The organism is Streptomyces viridosporus T7A (genome assembly GCF_008704515.1).
Lineage (GTDB): Bacteria > Actinomycetota > Actinomycetes > Streptomycetales > Streptomycetaceae > Streptomyces > Streptomyces viridosporus.
This window is the reverse complement of the sequence record NZ_CP023700.1, coordinates 6,418,272-6,439,926: the sequence shown is the minus strand read 5'-3', so window position 1 is coordinate 6,439,926 and position 21,655 is coordinate 6,418,272. Positions and strand designations below refer to the sequence as shown.

Annotated in this window: 21 protein-coding genes; 8 read left to right on the top strand and 13 right to left on the bottom strand. The window is 74.7% G+C overall.

What is annotated here, in order from left to right:
- Positions 1-62: 62 nt before the first annotated feature.
- Positions 63-1,460, top strand: a complete 1,398-nt coding sequence (locus tag CP969_RS29680; RefSeq protein ID WP_150474977.1) for a prenyltransferase/squalene oxidase repeat-containing protein — start codon at positions 63-65, stop codon at positions 1,458-1,460.
- A 67-nt stretch (positions 1,461-1,527) separates the two neighbouring features.
- Positions 1,528-2,253, top strand: coding sequence for a hypothetical protein (locus CP969_RS29675; RefSeq protein WP_026084782.1), 726 nt, complete (start codon positions 1,528-1,530; stop codon positions 2,251-2,253).
- Here the strand turns inward: CP969_RS29675 and CP969_RS29670 are convergent.
- Positions 2,240-2,665 carry an NUDIX hydrolase gene (locus tag CP969_RS29670; RefSeq protein WP_004981722.1) on the bottom strand — a complete coding sequence of 142 codons (426 nt, stop codon included), beginning with the start codon at positions 2,663-2,665 and terminating at the stop codon, positions 2,240-2,242. The two genes, CP969_RS29675 and CP969_RS29670, sit on opposite strands and share 14 nt — an antisense overlap.
- A gap of 100 nt (positions 2,666-2,765) precedes the next feature.
- Positions 2,766-3,575: an isocitrate lyase/PEP mutase family protein gene (locus CP969_RS29665; protein ID WP_016824105.1), complete on the bottom strand. Its 810-nt coding sequence runs from the start codon at positions 3,573-3,575 to the stop codon at positions 2,766-2,768.
- Between the two features lie 371 nt (positions 3,576-3,946).
- On the opposite strand from CP969_RS29665, the gene CP969_RS29660 reads away from it, so the two are divergent.
- Entirely contained in the window at positions 3,947-5,026 is a 1,080-nt protein-coding gene (locus CP969_RS29660) for a PP2C family protein-serine/threonine phosphatase (protein WP_016824106.1), read from the top strand.
- Positions 5,027-5,034: 8 nt separating this feature from the next.
- Here the strand turns inward: CP969_RS29660 and CP969_RS29655 are convergent, their stop codons facing one another.
- The 6 genes from CP969_RS29655 to CP969_RS29630 all read right to left on the bottom strand — a co-directional run bounded on the left by CP969_RS29655 (position 5,035) and on the right by CP969_RS29630 (position 10,394).
- Complete coding sequence (locus tag CP969_RS29655; protein WP_016824107.1) at positions 5,035-5,862, bottom strand: class II glutamine amidotransferase; 828 nt, start codon at positions 5,860-5,862, stop codon at positions 5,035-5,037.
- Positions 5,863-5,921: 59 nt separating this feature from the next.
- On the bottom strand, positions 5,922-7,289 hold the full coding sequence (locus tag CP969_RS29650; RefSeq protein ID WP_150474976.1) for a diacylglycerol/lipid kinase family protein: 1,368 nt from the start codon (positions 7,287-7,289) through the stop codon (positions 5,922-5,924).
- 10 nt (positions 7,290-7,299) lie between these two features.
- Entirely contained in the window at positions 7,300-7,740 is a 441-nt protein-coding gene (locus tag CP969_RS29645) for a DUF7144 family membrane protein (protein WP_004981736.1), read from the bottom strand.
- Between the two features lie 27 nt (positions 7,741-7,767).
- Positions 7,768-8,238 carry an SHOCT domain-containing protein gene (locus CP969_RS29640; RefSeq protein ID WP_026084783.1) on the bottom strand — a complete coding sequence of 157 codons (471 nt, stop codon included), beginning with the start codon at positions 8,236-8,238 and terminating at the stop codon, positions 7,768-7,770.
- 111 nt (positions 8,239-8,349) lie between these two features.
- Complete coding sequence (locus tag CP969_RS29635) at positions 8,350-9,699, bottom strand: hypothetical protein (protein ID WP_016824109.1); 1,350 nt, start codon at positions 9,697-9,699, stop codon at positions 8,350-8,352.
- Between the two features lie 29 nt (positions 9,700-9,728).
- Positions 9,729-10,394: an HdeD family acid-resistance protein gene (locus CP969_RS29630; protein ID WP_016824110.1), complete on the bottom strand. Its 666-nt coding sequence runs from the start codon at positions 10,392-10,394 to the stop codon at positions 9,729-9,731.
- 179 nt (positions 10,395-10,573) lie between these two features.
- Between CP969_RS29630 and CP969_RS29625 the strand changes: the two genes are divergently transcribed.
- Positions 10,574-11,977: a DUF2252 domain-containing protein gene (locus CP969_RS29625; protein WP_016824111.1), complete on the top strand. Its 1,404-nt coding sequence runs from the start codon at positions 10,574-10,576 to the stop codon at positions 11,975-11,977.
- A 51-nt stretch (positions 11,978-12,028) separates the two neighbouring features.
- Here the strand turns inward: CP969_RS29625 and CP969_RS29620 are convergent, their stop codons facing one another.
- The 4 genes from CP969_RS29620 to CP969_RS29605 form a co-directional block, all read right to left on the bottom strand.
- Positions 12,029-12,226 carry a hypothetical protein gene (locus tag CP969_RS29620; RefSeq protein WP_004981747.1) on the bottom strand — a complete coding sequence of 66 codons (198 nt, stop codon included), beginning with the start codon at positions 12,224-12,226 and terminating at the stop codon, positions 12,029-12,031.
- A 153-nt stretch (positions 12,227-12,379) separates the two neighbouring features.
- Complete coding sequence (locus tag CP969_RS29615) at positions 12,380-12,904, bottom strand: hypothetical protein (RefSeq protein WP_016824112.1); 525 nt, start codon at positions 12,902-12,904, stop codon at positions 12,380-12,382.
- Positions 12,905-12,920: 16 nt separating this feature from the next.
- Complete coding sequence (locus CP969_RS29610) at positions 12,921-14,549, bottom strand: MFS transporter (protein ID WP_051044481.1); 1,629 nt, start codon at positions 14,547-14,549, stop codon at positions 12,921-12,923.
- Positions 14,550-14,694: 145 nt separating this feature from the next.
- Positions 14,695-17,385, bottom strand: a complete 2,691-nt coding sequence (locus tag CP969_RS29605; RefSeq protein ID WP_150474975.1) for a winged helix-turn-helix domain-containing protein — start codon at positions 17,383-17,385, stop codon at positions 14,695-14,697.
- A 146-nt stretch (positions 17,386-17,531) separates the two neighbouring features.
- Here CP969_RS29605 and mmuM point away from each other — a divergent pair, with 146 nt between their 5' ends.
- Together mmuM and CP969_RS29595 are read left to right on the top strand one after the other, a co-directional pair.
- The gene (gene mmuM / locus CP969_RS29600) at positions 17,532-18,470 is read left to right on the top strand and encodes a homocysteine S-methyltransferase (RefSeq protein ID WP_016824114.1); all 939 of its coding nucleotides are present in this window, start codon (positions 17,532-17,534) and stop codon (positions 18,468-18,470) included.
- Between the two features lie 114 nt (positions 18,471-18,584).
- Positions 18,585-19,115 carry a DUF1648 domain-containing protein gene (locus tag CP969_RS29595; RefSeq protein WP_016824115.1) on the top strand — a complete coding sequence of 177 codons (531 nt, stop codon included), beginning with the start codon at positions 18,585-18,587 and terminating at the stop codon, positions 19,113-19,115.
- 115 nt (positions 19,116-19,230) lie between these two features.
- Here the strand turns inward: CP969_RS29595 and CP969_RS34685 are convergent, their stop codons facing one another.
- On the bottom strand, positions 19,231-19,905 hold the full coding sequence (locus CP969_RS34685) for a GbsR/MarR family transcriptional regulator (RefSeq protein WP_026084784.1): 675 nt from the start codon (positions 19,903-19,905) through the stop codon (positions 19,231-19,233).
- A 184-nt stretch (positions 19,906-20,089) separates the two neighbouring features.
- Here CP969_RS34685 and CP969_RS29585 point away from each other — a divergent pair, with 184 nt between their 5' ends.
- Together CP969_RS29585 and CP969_RS29580 are read left to right on the top strand one after the other, a co-directional pair.
- Positions 20,090-21,295 carry a cytochrome P450 gene (locus CP969_RS29585; RefSeq protein ID WP_016824117.1) on the top strand — a complete coding sequence of 402 codons (1,206 nt, stop codon included), beginning with the start codon at positions 20,090-20,092 and terminating at the stop codon, positions 21,293-21,295.
- A gap of 3 nt (positions 21,296-21,298) precedes the next feature.
- Positions 21,299-21,505 (top strand): ferredoxin, encoded by a 207-nt coding sequence (locus CP969_RS29580; RefSeq protein WP_016824118.1) that lies wholly within the window; start codon positions 21,299-21,301, stop codon positions 21,503-21,505.
- Positions 21,506-21,655 lie beyond the last annotated feature (150 nt).

Genomic DNA, 21,655 nt, shown 5'->3' with positions numbered 1-21,655 from the left:
GGATGGAGGCTTCGCGGAAAGCGGGAACCGTGTGTCGCCGCCCAGGGGGGAGGGAGCGCGCCATGTCTCACCAGCGGCTCGGCCGCGGGCCCTCGAGGCCCGCCGACCCGGACCCGGAACCCGCTCCGCCGGACGGGGGCGCCCCGCGTCCCGTCCGGTTCGTGGGGTGGCTCGGCGGGCTCGGGTGCGTGGCCGCCGGGTACGGCGTGTTCCAGTTCCTGTTCCAGGTGCTGCCCGGCTCCCTCGGCGGGGAGACGGCGAGGTACCTGGTCTCCGCGGTGAGCGGACTCGGCACGGCGCTCGCGGCATGGCTGGCGGCGGCGCTGGTCCGGGCCCGCGCCGCCGCGCCCGCCCGCCCCGCCGCGGCGCCCGCGGCGCGCCCCCTCCCCGGCCCGCTCCCGGAGGTCTTCGCGTCCGCCCGCGCCGCCCTGGTCGACCAGGTGTCGGTGGTCGACGACCCGGACCGCGGGCGGCTCACCGGCTGGTCGCACTCCCTGGGCGAGAGCACCCCCTCGCGCCCCACCTCCGTCGGCACGGCGTACGGGCTGCAGGCCCTGCTCGAGCTGGGCATGACCGACGGGCTGCTGCGGCCGGGCGAGCTGGCCGACACGCTGTGGCGGCTGCGGCTGCCGGACGGTGGCTGGTCGGCGCGGTCGCAGGGGGCGCTGGCCCGGCCCGAGGTGACCGCCCTGGTGCTGGGCGCGCTGGCCCGGGCGGGGACGTCCCCGGAGCGGCTGGCCCCGGAGGTGGACCGCTGCACGGCCGCGTTCACCCGCGAACGGGACCGTCCCGGGCGGGAGTCGACGCACGTGCTGACGACGGTGCTGCGCGGCCTGCTGCGCGCCGCGCCCCGCTGCGACGCCCTGCCGCCCCTGCGCGAGGCCCTCGTCGGCGGTGCGCTCAGTGATCCGGGCCGCGACCACCTGCGCTGCTGGGGCTACCGGCTCGCCCCGCCGTACGGGCCGCCGTCCCCGCCGCACACCGCGCAGGCGGTGGTCGCCCTGGAGCGGGCCGGGCGCGTCCTGGGCGAGAGCGCGGCCGCCCGCGCCGCCCGGGAGGACGGTGTGCGCTGGCTGCTGTCCTGCCCCGACGCGCCCCACCACGCCTGCCTGGACCTGGAGAACCTGCGCGAGGAGGTGCGCCGGCCGCGCCCGGACGACCCCGCGCGCCACGAGGTGCTGAACGTACGGCACTTCACCGCGTCCTGGATCGTGCGGGCCCTGCTGTCCCGGGGTGCGCTGGAGGTCGTCCGGCAGGACGGACTGGAGGACACGTGGCGGGAGCTGGTGGACGGCGCGGTCGCCGCGGTCCGGGCGGGTCAGCAGGACGGCGTCTGGTCCTGGGGGCGCGGTGACAGCACCGAGCTGCGGCACCCGGTGTGGATGACGTACCAGGGGCTGTCGGCGCTGCGGACGCACGCCCTGTGGACGTACCACCCGGACGGCACGGCGCCACGGTGAGGGCGGCCGAGAAGCGGAGCACCGGCGGGGAACCGGCGAGGACCCGGAGGACGGAGGGATGGACTGCATGGGCGGTCGGCAGGTCCTGGCGGCACGGCGGCTGCTGGAGAGCGCCCTGGACGGTGCACCGGCGGGACGGGACGAGGTGGCGGCGGCCGGCGCGGTGGTCGGTGAACTCGGCGCCCCGGGGCGCCTCCTGGAGCTGGTCGCCGAACTGGCCTGCGGCGAGGGCGATCCGGAGGGCTGCGCCCGGCTGTCGTACCGGCACGTGCTCGGCTTCGACAAGCTCCTGCTGGTCGACGCCGGTCCGCGGCACATGCTGCGCGCCCATCTGTGGCACGCGGGCGCGGGCGGCACCGGCAGGGAGGACATCCACAACCACCGCTCGACGCTGGCCTCGCACATCGTACGGGGGCGGCTGTGCATGGAGTTGTACGAGGCGCGCGGCGACGGCGGCATCGAGGCGACCCGGTACGAGGAGTTCCTGGCGGACGGGTCGGCCGACTGGCTGCTGACACCGGCGGGCCCGGCGCGGCTGCGGCTGTCCCACACTGGCCACTACGCGGCGGGGAGCACCTACGCCCTGCCCGCGCACACCCTGCACCGCGCCTGGTGCGACACGGAGGCGCCGACGGTGACGCTGTTCCTGGAGACGGGGGCCGAACGGCGGCGGCACACCGACGTGTTCACGGCGGCGGGCCCGCACGCGGGCACGGTGCCGAAGCAGCCGCTGGACGTGCCGGACTACCTGGCCGCGCTGAACGACCTGGTCGAGCTGCTCAGGAGTCCGTGAGGGCCTGCCGCACGACGTCCAGGTTGTAGGCGTCGATGTCGACGCCGGCCAGCTCGGACGGGCGCAGCCACGCGTAGGCCTGGTCGGGCTCGGGGAGGGTGACCTCCCGGGTCAGCGGGCGGACGAGGAAGTTCTCCTGCCGGTTCTTGGTCTCCCGCCCCCGGTACTCGCTGACGAAGGACGACTCGCCGACCTTGCGCACGATCTCGCCGAGCAGGCCGGTCTCCTCCTTCAGCTCGCGCAGGGCCCCGTCCGGGGCGCTCTCGCCGGGGTCGAGCTTGCCGCAGGGAACGCCCCACACCCGGGGCAGGAAGCTCTCCGTCGCGCTGCGGCGCACCAGGAGCACCCGCCCCTCGCCGTCCCTCACGACCGCTGCCGCCAGCCGTTTGTCGCCGGGGATGTCCCTGTCCATGGCTCCTCGGTCCCTCGCCGGAGATGAGTCCACAGGATCTGATACCCGCGAAGGCGCCCACCGTACCAGGACCGCCCGGAGGCAAGCCGTGCCGTCGCTCTCACCCGCGGGCCCGCCGGCCGAGCGCCTGCACCTCCTCGTACGACGGTGCCGGGCCCTGCGGCACCCGGCCGGCCCGGATCCCGGCCGCCGTCTCCACCGCCGCGCCCAGCGCCCGCCGGTACAGCAGCGAACCGAGGCTGACCCGGCGGACGCCGAGGTCGGCGAGGCGCGGGACGCAGGGACCGGTGGGCGAGTAGAGGACGTTGAGGGGGGTGTCGCCCAGACGGTCCACCAGGGCGGCGATCTCGCGGGGGTCGGTGAGGCCGGGGACGAAGACGCCGTGCGCGCCCGCGTCCCGGTAGGACTCGGCGCGGGCCGCGGTGCCCTCGCCGTCGCCGAGCCAGTACGTGTCGGTGCGGGCGTTGACGAAGAGGCCGGGCGCCGCCGCCCGGACGGCGGCGATCTTCGCCGCGTGCCGGTCGACGGGCCCGAGCCCGTCCTCCAGGTTGATGCCGACGGCACCCGCGGCGTGCAGGTCCCGGGCCAGTTCGGCCACCTCGTCGGGATCGTCGCTGAAACCGCCCTCCGCGTCCACGGACAGCAGGAACGGCCCGGCACCCAGGGTGAGCGCGAGGCGCAGCGTCTGCTCCCGGGTCGCCGCCGCCCCGTCGGGCAGCCCGGCCGCCGCCGCGACGGCCAGGCTCGTGGTGCCGACGGCCCGAAAGCCCCGGGCGGCCAGGGCGAGCGCGGAGGCGTGGTCCCAGGCGTTGGGCAGGAGCAGGGGCTCGTCGGCGTGGTGCAGGGCGGCGAAGGCGGTCACGGCGGGTCCCCCCGCGGTGCGGTCGTCGGTGCGCGTGCTCTCGCTCATGGGGGAACGCTAGGGGCGGAACGCTTCGGTCCCGGCCGAAGTGTGCGGGCCCCGGGTGCCGGGGCGCGTCGGGGGTGGTGCCGGAGGGCGCCCGGGGAGCCGCTCCGGGCCTGCTGGAGGCCCGATTCCCTGAGACGATCGAGTCATGGCCCCTGGTACGTCCGTCCCCTTCCGTGACGCCGGCGGCCGACACCGACCGGAGCGGCGGGGAGCGGCCGGCCCGCCGGTCGGGGCATCCGCGTTCCCGGCCCCGCGCGCCCCGGGGCGGTCCTCCGCCGCGCGGTAGGCCCCGCTCCTCGCAGGTGCTCGGTCTCCGGTTCCCGGACGCCGGTTCCCGCACCCCCGCCGGACGATCACCCCAGGGACACGCAATGCGCAACGGCCGCAGGGAAGAGACGCAGACGAGGCAGTGGCTGCGCTGGCTGCCCGCCGCGGTGGTCGTCGGCGCGTTCGTCCTCGATCTCTCCATCTCGGGGAGCGTCAACGTCTTCCCCGTGCTCGCGGCCGCCCCCGGAGCGGCCGCGCCGGTCCTCTCGCTGCGCGGAACGATCGCCACCGGGGTGGCGGCGAACCTCACGGGGCTCGCCCTGGTGTATCTGGAGAGGACGCCGACCAGCGCCGACCTCGTCCCGTTCACCAGCCTGGTCGTCCTCACCGTCGTCGCGGCGGTCTTCAACGTGCTGCTGGCCCGCGACCGGCGGGAGCTGAGGACGAGCCGCGAGGTGGCGGCGGAGGTGCAGCGCGCGGTGCTCCCGGATCCGCCCCGCCGGGTGGGGCGGTTGGCCGTGGCCTCCCGGTACGAGGTCGCCCACCGGGAGGCCGCCATCGGAGGGGACCTCTTCGCGGTGCACGACACCCCCCACGGCATCCGGATCCTCCTGGCCGACGTGCGCGGCAAGGGGGTCGAGGCGATCCGCACGGTCAACGTCCTGCTCGGCGCCTTCCGCGAGGCCGGCGACCACCAACCGGAGCTGCCGGGCATCGTCCGGCAGCTGGAGACCCGGATGCAGTCGAACATCGCACGGGCGACCGGGGCGGAGGCCGAGTCGTTCGCCACGGCCGTCGTCGCGGAGATCCCCCCGGACTACTCCGTGCTGCGGATCGCCAACCGGGGGCACGCGGCGCCGCTGCTGGTGCACGACGGCAAGGTGGGCCCGCTGGAGCCGGCCGTGCCGTCGCTGCCGCTGGGCCTGGGCGTCCTCGGCGACGGCGACGTCCCGGTCGAGCGGTTCGACCTGCCCGTCGGCGCCACCCTGGTGCTGTTCACCGACGGCATCGACGAGGCCCGCGACCGGCACGGTGTCTTCTTCGACCCCGTGCCGGTGCTGTCCCAACCCCTCCCGCCCGATCCGGACACGGTGCTCGACGTCCTCCTCACCGCCGTCTTCCGGCACACCGGGGGAAGGCTGCAGGACGACGCGGCTCTCCTCGCCCTCACCCTGAACGAGTAGCCCCGCCGCTACGCGGGCGCGAACGTGTGCATCTCGTCGCCCTCGGGCTGGACGACGCCGTAGGTGCTCTCGGGGACCGCGTTCCAGGCGCCGGGCAGGTTGCCCAGGGGTTCGGAGACGATGAGCCGGGTCCCCTCGGCGATCTCGCGCAGGAAGGCCACGTCCGGGTGGAGGGAGCGCAGGGTGTCCACCCGGCTGCTGTAGAACAGCGAGCGCGTCTCCTTCTGGCTGGAGTAGCGGAACGCCCACAGGCGCACGCCGTCGGTCACCGCGACCGTCATCTGCAGCGGGAACTCCACGCCGTGCTCGCGACCGGTGCGTTCCACCAGGCCGGCCATCCGGGCGACCGCGCCCGGCGGGTCCTCCTCCAGGCCGAGGGTGAGCGCCAGGTAGAACATCATCTCCGAGTCCGTGGATCCCTCGACGTGGGGGAAGAGGGCCGGGTCGACGGCCAGCGCGAGGTCGCGCCGGAGGCGGTGGAACTCGGCGATCGCGCCGTTGTGCATCCACATCCAGCGGCCGTGGCGGAACGGGTGGCAGTTGGTCTGCTGCACCGCCGTGCCGGTCGAGGCCCGGATGTGGGCGAAGAAGAGCGAGGAGACGACGTGACCGGCGATCTCCTGCAGGTTGCGGTCGCTCCACGCCGGGCCGATGTCCCGGACCACCGCGGGGCTGTCCTTGGCCGGTGCGTACCAGCCGACCCCGAATCCGTCGCCGTTGGTGGTCTCGACGCCCATCTTGGAGTGCAGGCTCTGGTCGATCAGTGAGTGGGCCGGTTTGTAGAGGATGTTGTCGAGCAGGATGGGGGTGCCCGAGTAGGCGAGCCAACGGCACATGTCCACCGCCTTCCTGGTCCGGCGGCCTCGGTCGCGGCCGTCGTGGACCGTCTCTCCCGTCAGTCCCCTCCGCGGGCCGCGTCCTGCGCCGCCGCCCGCCGTCCCAGCGCGAGCCGGGTCACGCGCGGCCAGTCCGGGGCCGCACCGCCCCACCGGGTACCCCCTCGGCCGCGCGGGACGCGGACCCGCAGCGCCCCGGGCACGATCCGGCACACCACCGGCACCGGCAGCAACACGTGCTCCCCGTCCACACCGGCCGGGACGGTCGGCGTGTCCGCCTCCACGACCACCTCCCCCGCGGTGAGCCGCAGCAGGCCGGCCGCGTGCGGGCCGCGCGCCAGTCCGGCGGCCCGCACCGCGCCCTCGACCCGCACCCCCAGCACCCCGAGCCGTCCGGAGTCCAGCCGCTCCCGGCGCCCCGGCCGGGCCGCGTCGACCGCCCGCCGATAGGGGTTGTTGCTGACGAGCAGCGCCTGCAGTCCGTCGGCCCGCGTTCCGTCGGCCCGCATCCGCAGCCGGGACGCCTGCGGGCCGGACAGCAGCCCGGGCAGCATCCGGAGCGTGGTCTGCCGCTTCTCCTCCCGGTACGCGGGGTCGCCCACGACCGCCGCGTACGTGCCGAAGGAGGCGTTGTTGACGAACACCCGGTCGGCGGCGAACCCCAGGTCGACGCGGAGTTCCACGCCGTCGGTCAGGGCGTCGAGCGCCTTGGCCGGATCCTCCCGGTCGAGGCCGAGGTCGAGCGCGAAGTGGTTGCGGGTGCCGGCCGGAACCACCATGAACGGCAGGTCGTGCCGGGAGGCCACCTCCGCCACCAGGGCCTGGGTGCCGTCCCCGCCGGCCACCGCCAGCAGATCGGCCCCCTCGCGCACGGCGTCCTCGGCCAGCGCGGCCACGTCCTGGTGCCCGGTGCCGAGCACGACCACGCGGACGCCCGCCGACCGCGCCCGCTCCACGAGGCGGAAGCGTTCCACCTTGCCGCCGCCCGAGCGCGGGTTCATCAGCGCCCAGGGGCGGCGCGGCGGCGGGGCGGGGGCGGGTGCGTGCCCGGCTCCCGCGCGCTCCGGGGCCACCGCCGCCCGCGCCGCGCTCACGGCCAGCGCCCACAGCCCCAGGGACAGCGCGGCCGGGGCCAGCATCCCGCCCGCGGCGTACAGCGCCAGGACCGCCAGGGGGGCCACCACGCACAGCACCGATCCGACCATCCGCACCGTCCCGGCGTGGGCGAGCGCCCACCACAGTCCGACGGCCGCGAGGGCCAGTCCGGCCATGCCGAGCAGCACCCAGAGGACGCTGCGCAGCCCGGCGGCCACGAGCGGGACCAGCACACCCGCCGCCAGGGCGAGGAGGGCCAGTCGCGCCCATGCCGCGCTCCCGCGGCCGGTCACCGGCCCGGAACGGCGCGGTGGCCGGTCCTCCCGCGTCATGGGCCGGGGCTCAGGACCCGGCGCCGGTGCCCGCACGCGACACGCACAGCGCCCAGATGATGAACCCGGAGAAGGCGATCATCACGACGGACCAGACCGGGTAGTACGGCAGGGAGAGGAAGTTGGCGATGATGACGAGCCCGGCGATCGCCACGCCTGCGGCGCGGGCCCACCCGGCCTCCCGGGCCAGACCCAGGCTGACGAGCACCGCGAGCACGCCCAGCACCAGATGGGTCCAGCCCCAGGCGGTGAGGTCGAACTTGAAGACGTAGTTCTGCGTGGTGACGAAGACGTCGTCCTCGGCGATGCCCATGATGCCGCGGAGGATGCCGAGCACTCCCGCGATCATGAGCGTGACGGCGGCGAAGACCGTCAGGCCCTCGGCCCACTGCCACTTGGCCGACGGGGCGTGCGCGCCGCGTGCGCCGTGTGTCGGATGTGTCGCTGCCATCCCGGTACCTCGATTCGCTGTCGTGGGTCAGCGTCCGGCGGAGGAGGTGAAGGAACCCGGGTGCTCCGCGGGGCCGTGACCGCTCAGGACCAGTTCCTTCGCCCTGCGGAACTCGTCGTCCGTGATGTCGCCGTGGGCCCGTATCTCGGACAGCCGGGCCAGTTCGTCGACGCTGCTGGGCCGTCCGGCGGCGCTCTTGGCGGTCTCACGGATGTAGCTGTCGACCGCCTCCTGCTGCGCACGCGCCTGTGCCATCTCGCGGCGACCCATGTTCTTGCCGCGGGCGATCACGTAGACGAAGACGCCGAGGAAGGGCAGGACGATCGTGAACACCAGCCAGCCGGCCTTGGCCCAGCCGCTCAGGTCGTCGTCGCGGAAGATGTCGACGACGACCCGGAAGAGCAGGATGAACCACATGATCCACAGGAAGAACACCAGCATGGTCCAGAAGGCGCTCAGCAGCGGATAGTCGTACGCGAGGTACATCGCCCCACTCATGTCTCTCCTCCGTTCGGGGCCGTGTCCCGACGTGCCCGTCGGGTGCCGTCCTCAGCGTGCGGCCGGGAAGGGGCCCGCCGCCTCACCCGGGGCGGGTGAGGCGGCGGGCCGCTACGCGGGGGCACCCCGCTCCTCCCCGGCGCCCGGGCCAAAGGCCAGGGCGGCGTACACGGCCACCGCGGCCAGGACCACGAGGACCAGGGCGAGGACGAGGACGACCGCACCGACCGTGGGGTGGTTCCAGAGCACGAGCGTCAGGGCGCCCGCCCCGATGACGGCCCCGGTGATCCACCCCCGGTGCTCGGCCACCCGGCGCCCCGTCGTCCCGGTGCTCAGTCCCGTACGGCCCAGCGCACGCCCCACGGCCGTGGCCCCGCGGTCGGCCGTGCGGCGCACACCGCGGGCGATCCGGCCGGGGCCGTACAGGTACGCGGCGACCGCGGTGAGCAGGCCGACGACGAGAAGGGTGCGGGTGCTGTCGCGCAGGAACCCGAGGAAGGTGTCGAAGATCGCGGCGGCGGCGTCGGGAGGAAGGGCCGACCCGGGAACCGAGTCCAGGTAGACACGGCGCACGACGGCCAGCGCGACCAGCAGGAGTCCCATCGTCGCGGCGGTGCCCAGGGCCGTGATCAGCAGCATCAGCCGGTGCCGGACGGCGGTCAGGACGGCGAGCGCGGCCAGGAGGACCGTCAGCACGGGCAGCCAGGTGCCGACGACGTTCAGCAGGAGCATCGCGTCCTGTGCCCGGTCCAGCTTCTCGGTCCGGAACAACGTGATCGTCCGGTCGGTGTCCGGGATGGCGGCGGCCCGCTCGAAACCCGCGTCGATCAGGCGCTCGCGCACCTGGTCCACCACGGGTCCCAGGTTCAGCTGCACGGTGTCCCCGGTGGCGCCGAGCGCGCCCTGGCCCTCTCCGGTGAGCATGGCCAGCACGGCGGCGTGGGCCCGCCGGTTCGAGCCCTCCCACACCTGCTGGAAGGCGTCGCTGGTGATCACACCGCTGACCGTGCGGTGCACGACGGTGGTCGCCGCGGAACGGAGCGGCCCGGTGAGGGCCTGGGCGCCCTCCACGACGCGCGGCGGCGCCCCGGCGTCGGCCAGCGCCTGACCGAGCGAGTCCGTGATCGCCTCGACGTCCAGGTTGGCGACCACCCGCGCGGTCAGCCGGTCGGTCACGGCCTCCTGGACGGCCGGATCGGAGGCGAGCGGGGCGACGGTCTGTACATAGCGGTCGGTGTCCGAGACGGTGTCCTGCACCCAGGCGGCGACGACGGCCAGGGGCGCCAGCACCAGCGCCAGCACCAGCAGGACCGAGGCTCCCGCGCCGCGCAGGCGCCGGTGACGCACGCCCGCGGCCCGGCGCAGCCGCTCGTACTCGGCGTGCTGCTCGGCGGTCAGTGTCCGGTCGGCAGGCGTGGAGCCGCCGGATGCGTCAGGTCCGGGGGCGTGGTGCGCGGTCATGCCGCCTCCTTCCGACGGCCGGTGGCGTCTCAGCCGCTCCCGGCGGGCCGGCGGGCCGCGCCCCCGATGCCCGCCCGGCGCAGCGAGGCCCGCCAGGCCAGGGCGACGGCCGCCTCCATGAGCCCGAGCAGGACGAGCCAGAGGCCGAGCAGCCGGGTCAGTGCCCGCGCCGACTCGGCGGGCAGGGCCAGCACGACGATCCCCGCGACCACGGCGAGCACCGCGGCACCGAGGACGGCCCCGCGGTGGGGCAGGTCCCGCGCGGCGAGGGCCGTGAAGAGGGTGAGCATCCCGGACACCAGCCAGACCACCCCGACGATCAGGGAGAGGGCGGCGACGGTCTGCAGCGGGTTACGCAGGCAGAGCACCCCGGCCAGGACGTACAGCACCGCCAGCAGGAGCCCGGGCAGCCGCTCGCCCTGGTCCTCCCGTCCGAGGGCGCCGACGAACCGGAACGCCCCGGTCACCAGCAGGTACAGGCCGATGAGCACCGCGAGGACGTGCAGGGTGGCCTCCGGCCACACCAGCACGACGACGCCCGGCACGAAGGTGGCGACGGCGGCGCCGAGGATCCACTTCCACGAGCGCCCGAGCGCCGCCAGGACCTCGGCCGGGACGCCGGCCGGCCCCGGGGCGGCGCCGTCGGGCGTGTGCTCCGGTCCGGCACCGGTTGCCGGACCACCCGTCACGGCCATGGCTCCTCCTCGCGCGATGCGTACGGGACCGCACGGTGGCGTGCGCCACCGTGCCGGACCAGCGTCCCGCCCGGCCCGCGGTGACCGGATCACCCACGACGGGTGATCCGGTCGCGGCGCGGGCGCGGTGGGATGGGCCGCGAGGAAGTCGTCGCGCACGGCACAGGCGGGAGACAGCGATGGCCGTACCGAGTTCGTTCAGCGCCTCCCTGTCCCCGGCCGAGCGCGCCGCCTACGGCAAGAACGCGCGCGGCCGCGCCCCGCGCTCGTCCCACGGCGGGTTCGAGGCGGCGCGGGAGCGGCCCGACCCCGTCGACGTGCTCGAGCGGCAGTCGGCGACCCGGCTGCCCGAGCTGGTGCCGGTCCGCTACGGCCGGATGCTCGAGTCGCCCTTCCGGTTCTACCGGGGAGCAGCCGCGATCATGGCGGCCGATCTCGGACCGCTCCCGGACACCGGTCTGACCGTGCAGCTGTGCGGAGACGCCCACCTGCTCAACTTCCGGCTGCTGGCCTCTCCGGAACGCCATCTGGTGTTCGACATCAACGACTTCGACGAGACCCTCGCCGGTCCCTTCGAGTGGGACGTCAAGCGGCTGGCGGCCAGTCTCGCCCTCGCCGGCCGGGAGAACGGCTTCACGGCCGCGGAGCAGGACGGCGCGGTGCGCGCCTGCGTGGAGGCGTACCGCCGGCGCATGCGGGAGTTCGCCGGGATGCGCACCCTCGACATCTGGTACGCGCAGGACGACGCCGACCGGCTGCGGGAGCTCATGGCCTCCTCGATGGACCGCGAGGCCCGGCGCCGTACCGCCGAGGCGACGGCCCGCGCCCGGACCCGCACGCATCTGCAGGCCTTCGCGAAACTCACCCGCGTCACGGCCGGGGGACGGCGCATCGCCCCGGACCCGCCGCTGATCACCCCGCTCGGTGACCTGCTGGACGACCCTTCGGCCGAGGAGAAGTCCCTGCGCGGGGTCCTGGACGGCTACGCGCGCTCCCTGTCGTCGGAGCGCCGGCATCTGCTGCGGCGCTACCACCTGGTCGACGTGGCCCGGAAGGTGGTGGGCGTCGGCAGTGTCGGCACGCGCTGCTGGATCGTGCTCCTGCTCGGCAGGGACGACGACGATCCCCTGCTGCTGCAGGCCAAGGAGGCGCAGGAGTCGGTGCTCGCCCCGCACACGGGAGGCGAACGCTACGACAACCAGGGCCGCCGTGTGGTGGCGGGGCAGCGGCTGATCCAGACGACCAGCGACATCCTGCTCGGCTGGACGCACGCCGTGGGCCTCGACGGACGCCCCCGGGACTTCTACGTGCGGCAGCTGCGCGACTGGAAGGGCATCGCCCGCCCGGAGACCATGGACCCGGGCCTGCTGCGGCTGTTCGCCCGGCTGTGCGGGGCGAGTCTGGCGCGGGCCCACGCCCGGTCCGGCGACCCCGTCGCCATCGCCGCTTACCTCGGCGGGAGCGACCGCTTCGCCCGGGCGCTCGCCGGGTTCGCCCAGGACTACGCGGACCGCGACGAGCGGGACTTCGAGGCGCTGGCGGAAGCCGTCCGGTCCGGCCGGGTGCGCGCCGAAAGCGCGTGACCCCGGCGGCTCCGGCGCGTCCGCGCCCCCGACCGCACCGCCCGCCGGGCGTCATTCCGGCATCTGTCGCAGCTCCAGGATCCGCAGGCCCAGGGACTGGCAGCGGGCCAGCAGCCCGTACAGGTGGGCCTCGTCGACCACGTGCCCGAACAGCAGGGTCTGGCCGGACATCGTCACGTGGTCGAGTTCCGGGAAGACCTCGATCAACGCCTCCGAGAGACGGCCGTCGACGCGGATCTCGTAGCGCATGAGCTGCTCCCCGGGTGGCCGGGACGGGCGGACTGCATCCCTGTGCTGTGATCCTCCGCCCCCGCGCGGCGGCCCGGTTCACCCCGTACAGGTGAAAGGACGCCTGCCGGGTTCCCCCGGTGTCTTACCCTCCGGTTGTCTTCCCCTCCGGTGTCAGTGCTTCAGCCAGATCTTGAACGCGATGATCAGCAGGCCGAGCAGCAGGTTGACCGAGGCGGACACCGCCATCAGACGCCGGGAGGCGCCGGCCCGGCGGGCCGCGGCCATCGACCAGCCCACCTGCCCGGCCACGGCGACGGACAGCGCGAGCCACAGGGCCCCCTGCAGGCCGAGGCCCAGCAGGGGGCTGACGGCGACGGCGACCGCCGGCGGCACGGCGGCCTTGACGATCGGCCACTCCTCCCGGCAGGCGCGCAGCACGACACGGCGGTCGGGGCTCCGCTGCGCCAGCCGTGCTCCGAACAGCTGCGCGTGCACGTGGGCGATCCAGAACACCCCGCCGGTGAGCAACAGCAGCAGCACCAGTTCCAGGCGCGGGAAGGAGCCGAGCGCGCCGGCGCCGACGATCACCGAGGCGGCGAGCATGGATCCGTAGACGCCGCCCGTGTAGTCGGCGCGCGCCCGGCGCTCGGCGGTCCGTGCGGCGCGGTCGGCCGCCGTGTTCCGGGTGCCGGGCATCACGGCCTCCTCGGGCTCAGCGGGCCGGACCGGGCGGGCCCGCGGGCACGGCGGCCCCGGACCGCTGGGGGCGCTCGGTCCGGCGACCCGGCAGGTGCGGGGTGACCAGGAAACTGGCGAGGGTGATGCCGCCGGTGGCGAGGATCGCCGCCCTCAGCCCCTCGAGCTGCGCCGACGCGTAGGAGTCCGTCACGGCGTCCACCTCGGCCGGCGGCAGCCCGGCGCGGACGGCCGCCGAGCGCACCTGCTCGGTGGGCGCGAAGGTGACCCCGGCCTCCAGGGCGACACCGACCTGCTGCCGGACCTCCTGCGACAGCCGGGCGTCGTCCTCCACGTGCGTGGTGAAGGCGTGCGCCAGGGAGCCGATGAGCAGCGATCCGATGAGCGCGGTCCCCAGGGCGGAACCCAGGTTCTGCGCGGTGTACTGGAGTCCGCCGACCTCACTGCGCTCCTCCTCGCCCGCGCTGGACTGGACGACGTTGCCGAGCTGCGAGACGAACAGGCCCATGCCCACGCCGAGCAGGGCCATCGCCCCGGCGAACTGCGCGTCGTCGATGACCGGGTCGATGGTGGCCAGCAGCCACACGACGGCCGCGGCCACGGTGACCAGGGCCAGCCGGACGACCCGGCGCGGTCCGGCCAGGCGTCCGATCCGGGCCGCGCCCAGGGAGGTCACGAGCATGGTGACGGACACCGGAAGCAGCCGCAGTCCCGTCTGGAAGGCGTCGAACCCCTGCACCACCTGCAGGTACAGGGGGATGGTGAAGAACAGTCCCAGCAGGATGAGGTTCTGGCTCACGAGCGCCATCAGGCCGGAGCGCAGCGCGGGCCGGCCCAGCAGGGACAGGTGCACCAGCGGGTCGTCGCCGCGTGCGTCCCGGCGCCGCTCCCACCAGCGGAAGACCTCGAGGAGGGCCACCCCGGCACCGACCACGAACAGCGTCGGCGCGAAACCGAGGACGGTGAAGGGCGGGTTGCGCGGCCGCACCCATCCCCACGTGCTGCTCTGCAGGACACCGAGCACTCCGAGCGCCAGGCCTGCCGCCGAGAGGGCGGCGCCGACGCCGTCCAGCCGGGGACGCCGCCCGGGCCTCGGCACCTCCGTGATCGCGTGCCGGAGCAGCAGGACGACCAGCACGACCACGACCTCCCCGGCGAAGACCAGCCGCCAGGTGAGGTACGTCGTCACCCAGCCTCCCAGCAGCGGACCGACGGCGATCCCGGCACCGGCCAGCCCGCCGACGACGCCGTACGCGACGGCCCGGTCCCGGCCCTGATAGGACTCGGCGACGAGCGCCGCCATGGCGGGCAGGACCATCGCGGCGCCGATCCCCTCGATGACCGACCAGCCCAGCACCAGCACCCACAGGGTGGGCGCGACCGCCGTCAGGGCCGAGCCCGTGGCGTAGACGACGAGACCGCCGAGGAAGAGGCGCCGCCGCCCGAGGATGTCCCCCAGCCGCCCCCCGATGATCATGAATGCCGCCATGACCAGCGCGTACAGCGTGATGACGGCCTGGATGGCGGTGACCTCGGTGTCGAAGTCGTCGACCAGTCGGCTGATGGAGACGTTCATGACGGACGTGTCGAGGACCATCAGGAACTGGGCGGTCCCCAGGACGATCAGCGCCCGCCAGTGCGTCACGGTCTCCACCTCGCCGGGTCGGCCCGGGACCCCCGCTGGGGCCGGCCGGGCGGCGGCCGGACCTGACCGGTCGCCGTCCCCATCACATCGGGGACATCCGGTCCGCGCCTCACCCACCACGGGCGAGTCACCGGCGAACCCGCCGTCACAGGAGGCCCAGCTCGCGTGCGCGGCGCACCGCCTCGTTGCGCCGGCTGACCGACAGTTTCCGGTAGACGCTCTTCAGGTGCGTCTTGACCGTGTTCACCGACACGTACAGGTCGGCGGCGATCTCTTCGGTGGACATCATCAGGGCCAGGCGCCGCAGGACGTCGCGTTCGCGCCCGCTGAGCTCCTCCACCACGGGCGGCGGCCGGTGCGCGTGCCGCGCCGGTCCGCCGTCGGGCGGAGCGGCGCCGGGCACGAGCCATCCGCTCGTCAGCCCGCGCAGCGACGCCGTGTCCAGGAGGGGCCGGATCCACGGCCCGGCCTCGTGGAAGGGGCGGCGCAGCCGCTCGCGGCGTGCCTCCAGCAGTGCCCGCGCCACCAGCCGGTGCGAGGCCGCGGCGTCCCCCCGCTGGTGCGCGGCCTGCGCGCGGACCAGCGCGGCCCGGACGGTCACCGCCGGACCGCAGCTGCCTTCCGGGCGTGCGCGGTCGAGCAGGCGCACCGCCTCGGCGGGCCGGCCGACGGCGAGCTGCACGCGCGCGGCGCCCACCGCGCACGCCGCCTGGTCGTCGGGCACCCGCCGCAGCAGCGCGGCGGCCGCCTCCGTCCGGCCCTCGGACAGATGGGCGGTGGCCGCGACGAGTGCGACCTGCCCCTGGACCCAGGGCGAGGCGACGTCGGCCGGCACCTGCGGTTCCACGGCCGCGAGCGCGGCCCGCGGGTCGCCGCGCGCCAGGTGCAGGCGCGCGGTGACGAGGGCGCGTCCCGCCTCCAGCACCGGGTCCCGCATCGCGGGGTGCGCCTCGGCCGACGCGTCGAGCAGGGCCTGCGCCTGCTCCAGCTCGTCGCGCTCCACGGCGACGGCGGCCAGGACCAGCCGTTCCACCCCGGAACCGGACGGCCGGGGCAGACCGAACCGCTCCGTCTCGGCGAGGGCCGTCCGCGCCGTGCGCTCCGCCCTGCCGAGCCAGCCGTCCAGATAGTCGATCAGGGCGAGGCGGCCGAGGGAGTCCTCGCGCGGGAGGGCCGTCGTCGCTCCCGCCTCGGAGCCGGCCACGGCGGACAGGGCCTCCCGTGCCGCCTCGAAGCGCCCGGCCCACAGCCGTGCCGAGCCCAGGTGGTCCAGCAGGAGGGCGGTGAGCTCGGGGTGCCGGTCCAGGAGTTGGTCGGGCACGGCCTCCCGCAGTTCCCCGGCGGCCCGCGCCGCGTTCTCCGCCCGGCCCGGTGAACCGGCCAACCGGGCGGCCAGGGCCTCCAGCAGGGCACGGCTCAGCCCGACCGCCGCCCGGTCCGCCGCGCCGTCCACCATGCCGTCGTAGTCCGCCAGGCGTCGTTCCGCGCGGTGCAGGTGGGCGCGGCCCCCGCCGTCTCCGTTCCGGGACAGTTCACGGGCCGCCCGCACCAGTTGCGCGGCGGGGCCCGTGGTGTCCTGCCCCATGCGGGAGAACAGCTCGGTCACCGCGCCGGAGCGCGGGCCGGTGAAGAACTGGCCGATGGCGAGGTCGTCGACCAGGGCACCGGTGGTGAACTCCCAGTCACCGGCGGCGGCGCCGTGTCCGAGCGCCTCGGCGAGGGATCCGGACCGCCGCAGCCACTCGGCGGCCCGCCGGTGCAGCTCGGGTTCCAGACCGGGCCGCTGCATCCGCAGATGGGCGCGGAGGATCTCCCGGAACAAGGGGTGGAGGCGGTACTGGCCGTGCCCGAGGTGCTCGACGAACGCGTTCCCACGGCTGAGCCGGGCCAGGATGGCCCCGGCGTCGGACCGGCGCGTGAGCACGTCGGCGAGCTCGGGGCGGAACCGGTCGAGCAGGCTGACCCGCAGCAGCAGGTCCTGGGTCTCGTCGTCCTGCCGCCTGAGCACCTCCGCCAGCAGGTAGTCGGCGATCGTGCTGTGATCGACCTCGAACTCCTCGAGGTACCTCTCCGGATCCGGGCTCTGCCGTGCCGCCAGGGCGCACAGCCGCAGCCCGGCGGCCCACCCCCGGGTGCGCTCCAGAAGCGCGCGCACGGCGGCCGGGGGCAGCCGCAGCCCGTGCAGCTCCAGCAGTTCGGCCGCTTCCCCGGGAGCGAAGGCCAGCTCCGCGCCCCTGATCTCCGTCAGCTCACCGGCGGCGCGGTAGCGGTGCAGGGGCAGCAGCGGCTCGGTCCGGGTGACGAGGACCAGCCGCAGTCCCCGCCCGGCGTGGCGCAGCACGAACTCCAGCTGCTCCGCGATCTCCGGTGCGGCGACCCGGTCGTACTCGTCGAGCACCACGACCACGGGCTGCTCACGGGCGCTCAGCCCGGCGGCGAGCCGGGCCGGCAGGGTCGGGGGCACCCGGCTCGCGTCCGCCGGGAAGCCGATGTCCTCGGGCAGGGCGATGCCGGAGGCGCTCAGGGCCCGCAGCAGGTACGCCCAGAACATCCCCGGCCCCTGACCGGCCGCATCGGTGGTGAGCCAGGCGACGACCGGCCCGTCGCGGGTCTGCGCCCAGTCCGCCACCAGCAGTGTCTTCCCCGCGCCCGCGGCGCCGTTGACCATGGTCAACGGCGTCCGGAGGGCTTCGTCGAGATGCCGGGTCAGCCGCTCCCGCCGCAGGAACGTCACCGGTCTCGCGGGCACGGCGAACCGGGTGTGCAGGAACGGGTCCCCCTGCGGGTCGGCCACGGGGCCCGTCGACGGCGGGCCGTCCCCTTCGAGTTCCGTCATGGCGCTCACCGTCCCTGTTCATCAGGGTTCATCAGGGTTCACCAGGGTTCATCCGGTTCGGTCCGACCACGGCCGTGCGCCCTCCCAGCATCCCAGCCCCGCGGCGCGGGCGCGCTGCGGGAGAGGGCTCGACTAGCGTCGTCCGCATGAGCAGCACCCCTCCCGCCCTCACCGACGCCCTCGCCGACGCCCTCGCCGACGCCCTCGCCGACGGCACGGTCGTCCTCGACGGCGGCATGTCCAACCAGCTCGCCTCGGCCGGGCACGACCTGAGCGACGAGCTGTGGTCGGCCCGGCTGCTCGCCGAGGACCCCGAGGCGGTGACCGCGGCGCACCTCGCCTACTTCGAGGCGGGCGCGGACGTGGCGATCACCGCCAGTTACCAGGCCACCTTCGAGGGCTTCGCCCGGCGCGGCATCGGCCGCGGGCGGGCCGCCGAGCTGCTCGCCCTGAGCGTGGAGTGCGCCCGCGAGGCGGCCCGGCGGGCACGGGCGGCCCGCCCGTTGTGGGTGGCGGCCTCCGTCGGCCCGTACGGGGCGATGCTCGCCGACGGCTCCGAGTACCGGGGCCGTTACGGGCTGAGCGTGGCGGAGCTGGAGCGCTTCCACCGCCCCCGCACGGAGGTCCTGGCCGCCGCCCGCCCCGACGTCCTCGCCCTGGAGACGATCCCCGACACCGACGAGGCCGAGGCCCTGCTGCGGGTACTGCGCGGCCTCGGCACACCGGCCTGGCTGTCGTACTCGGCGGCCGGCGACCGCACCCGCGCCGGACAGCCGCTGGAGGACGCCTTCGCGCTCGCCGCCGACGCGGACGAGGTGATCGCCGTCGGCGTGAACTGCTGCACCCCCGAGGACGCCGACCACGCCGTCGCCCTCGCCGCCCGCGTCACCGGCAAACCGGTCGTGGTCTACCCCAACAGCGGCGAGACCTGGGACACCGGGGCACGGGCGTGGACCGGCCGGCCGACCTTCACCGCCGGGCGGGTCGCGGGGTGGCGGGAGTCCGGGGCGCGGCTGGTCGGAGGGTGCTGCCGGGTGGGACCGGAGACGATCTCGGCGATCGCAAAAGCGGTGCGGGCGGCGTAGGGCCCTTCCCGTCCGCACCGTCGCAGGACATCGGCACGACACCGTCGCAGGACACCGGCACGGCGTGACACCGGGCCCTTTCCCCCTCCGGGTTCCCGTCGGATGATCGGCCCCATGGTGTTCTCCTCTCCCGTCCGGCTGTGGTTGCTCCCCAATGCCGTCCTGTCCGTCGCGCTGGCGACTTGGGGCGCGCTCCGCTACCCCCACCTGCCGGAACGGATACCGCGGCACATCGGGGTCGACGGAGTGGACGCCTGGGCGGACAAGTCGATCGGCAGCGCGTTCGTGCTGGTCTTCCTGTACGCGGGAATGACGGTGCTGATGACCGGCTGCGCGGAACTCACCCTGCGCGTGACACCGCACGACGAGCTGCCGAACGCCGGCCCCGCGCCGTCCGCCGCCGCGCGGGCGGGTTCGTCCCTGCTCAACCGGCCCAGCAGCCGGGCCTCGGCACGTCGGATCGCACGCGCCCTGCTGCTGCTCAACACCTGCATCGGCATCTCCTTCCTCGCGGGCTGCGGGATGCTCTGGCGTTCCGCGCCGGACCCGCAGGTGCCCACGTGGCTTTTCGCGGCGATGGTCCTGCCCCTCCTCGTCGGCGTCGCGGCGACGGTCGTCGCGGCCGTCGGCGACCGGAAGCGGTGAGACCGTCCGTGGACGAGAGCCGGCGGGCCGTACTCACCCGCGGCCCGGCCGACGGGCACGGGGCGCGGGCCGGCGACGATCAGCGGGAACCGGCCGGCCGCCCCTCTCCCCCCCGTCACGCCAGGAGGTCGCGCCAGCGGTCGGCCGACGCGATCGTGTCCAGGCTGATCCGCTCCAGGAACGCCCCTGCCCTGGCCAGCCGCTGCCCCACGGGACTGTCGGGCCCGTACGTCTCCGCCCCGGCCGTCGCGGCCCGCGCCGCCTCGAGTGTCTGCCGCGTGCCGAGCACGACGGAGTGGTACCAGGCCTCGTCGTCGACCACGTAGACGTCGCGACGCCGCTGCGGATCGCGCTCGCGCCGGACATAGCCGTGCTGGACGAGGTAGTTCACGGCCACGGAGACGGAGGCGGGACTGACCTTCAGTCTGCGGGCCAGCTCGGCCGCGGTGCGCCTGCCGTCCTCGGACAGCAGCAGGTCGACGTGCACGCGCGCCGTCATCCTCGGCAGCCCCGTCCGGACCGCCATCTCGACGATCTCCTCTCCCGGTGTGCCGCCCGGTGGTCCGGCCGCACGCGGGGGCGCCGGGGTGCCGCGCCGCGCCCGCTGGGTCGTCGCCCGGTGCGCCTGCTCGGGCCGGTAGCCGCCGGGGCCGCCGTTGCGTCCGACCTCCCGGCTGATCGTCGAGGTCGGCCGGTCGAGCCGCCTCGCGATCTCGGCGTAGGAGAGCCCGTCGGCGAGTCCGGCCGCGATGCGCCGGCGGTCCTGCTGGGTCAACCGTCCTCCTGGCATGCCGCCAGTATTGCCTTCACCGTCATTCATTGCAACGCGCCATTGCATTCGACTTCAGCGTCATTGCATCAATATCCCTTCATTCACCTGGAAAAATGCGTTTTCGACGATTGACAGTCATTCTGAATGCAACGTAGCTTTCGAGTATTGCCGAACGCGTACTATCGCGAGACGAGGAATGGCCATGGGTGAATCCCCGCACACCGTCACGACGATGCCGACGGCGCGTCGGCCCGGCTGCCCCTTCGATCCGCCGGCCGAGCTGATCGACGCCCGCCGGCACGGCCCCATCAGCCGCTACACCTTCCCCGGCGGGAGACCCGGCTGGCTGATCACCGGATACGACCTGGTCAGGTCGGTCCTGGCCGACGCGCGGTTCAGCTCGCGCAAGGAGCTCATGCTCCACCCGACCATCGACTACGGGGACATCGAGGTCCCCCCGGCGCCGCCCGGCGAGTTCCTCCTCATGGACGAGCCCCGGCACGGCCGCTACCGGAAGCCCCTGATGGGCAGGTTCACCGTACGGCGGATGCGGCTGCTCACCGAGCGCGTCGAGCAGATCACCGCCGATCACCTGGACGCCATGGAGAAGGCCGGGCCGCCGACGGACCTGGTGACCGCGTTCGCCAAGCCCATCCCCGCCGTCATGATCTGTGAGCTGCTGGGGGTGCCGTACCAGGACCGGGGGTCCTTCCAGGAGCAGGTCGACTCGTTCATGAACGGGGAGACGAGCGACGAGGACCTGGTGGCGGCCTACACCGCGACCCAGGACTACCTCGCGGAGCTGGTGGCCGCCAAACGCGCGCACCCCACCGACGACGTGCTCAGCGACCTCACCGACAGCGATCTGACCGATGAGGAGCTGAAGGGGATCGCCCTGATCCTGCTGGCGGCAGGGCTCGACACCACCGCGAACATGCTGGCCCTCGGCACTTTCGCGCTGCTGCGCAACCCGGAGCAACTGGCCGCGCTGCGCGCCGATCCCGCGCTCACCGACCGGGCCGTGGAGGAGCTGCTGCGGTACCTCGGTGTCGCCAAGACGTTCATGAGGACGGCGCTGGAGGACGTCGAGGTGGGCGGCCTGACCATAGAGGCCGGTTCGCCGGTGATCCTGTCGTACAACACCGCCAACCGCGACCCCGAGCGCTTCACCGATCCCCATGTGCTCGACCTCCGCAGGCAGGAGGGCGGGCACCTGGCCTTCGGCCACGGCATCCACCAGTGCCTGGGGCAGCAACTGGCCCGCGTCGAGATGCGGGTCGCGTTCCCCGCGCTGGTCGGCCGCTTCCCCACGCTGCGCCTGGCCGTACCGGCCGAAGAGGTTGCCCTGCGTCCGGAGACCGCGGACATCCACGGGGTGAAGAGCCTCCCGGTCACCTGGGACGTGTGACCGATGAGGGTCACCGTGGACGCCGAGCGCTGCATCGGCTCCGGGATGTGCGTGCTGACGGCCGGCGAGGTGTTCGACCAGCGTCAGGACGACGGCAGGGCGATCGTCCTGCGCCCCGAGCCGCCCGCGGGAACGCGGGACTCGGTTCGCGAGGCCGCCGACCTGTGCCCCGCCGCGGCGATCGTCCTGTCGGCCGACCGCCGAGCCTAGGGGGCCGGCGGAACTCCGCGCCGGCGCTGCCCCGACCGCCGTTCCCTCCGGCGCCGGGGCTTCGGTAGGGAAGTACGCGTTCTTCCGACGGCGGGCGCCGGGGGTGGTGATCGAGAGGGCGCCGGGCCCGTCACCGCCGCGGTGTCCCCA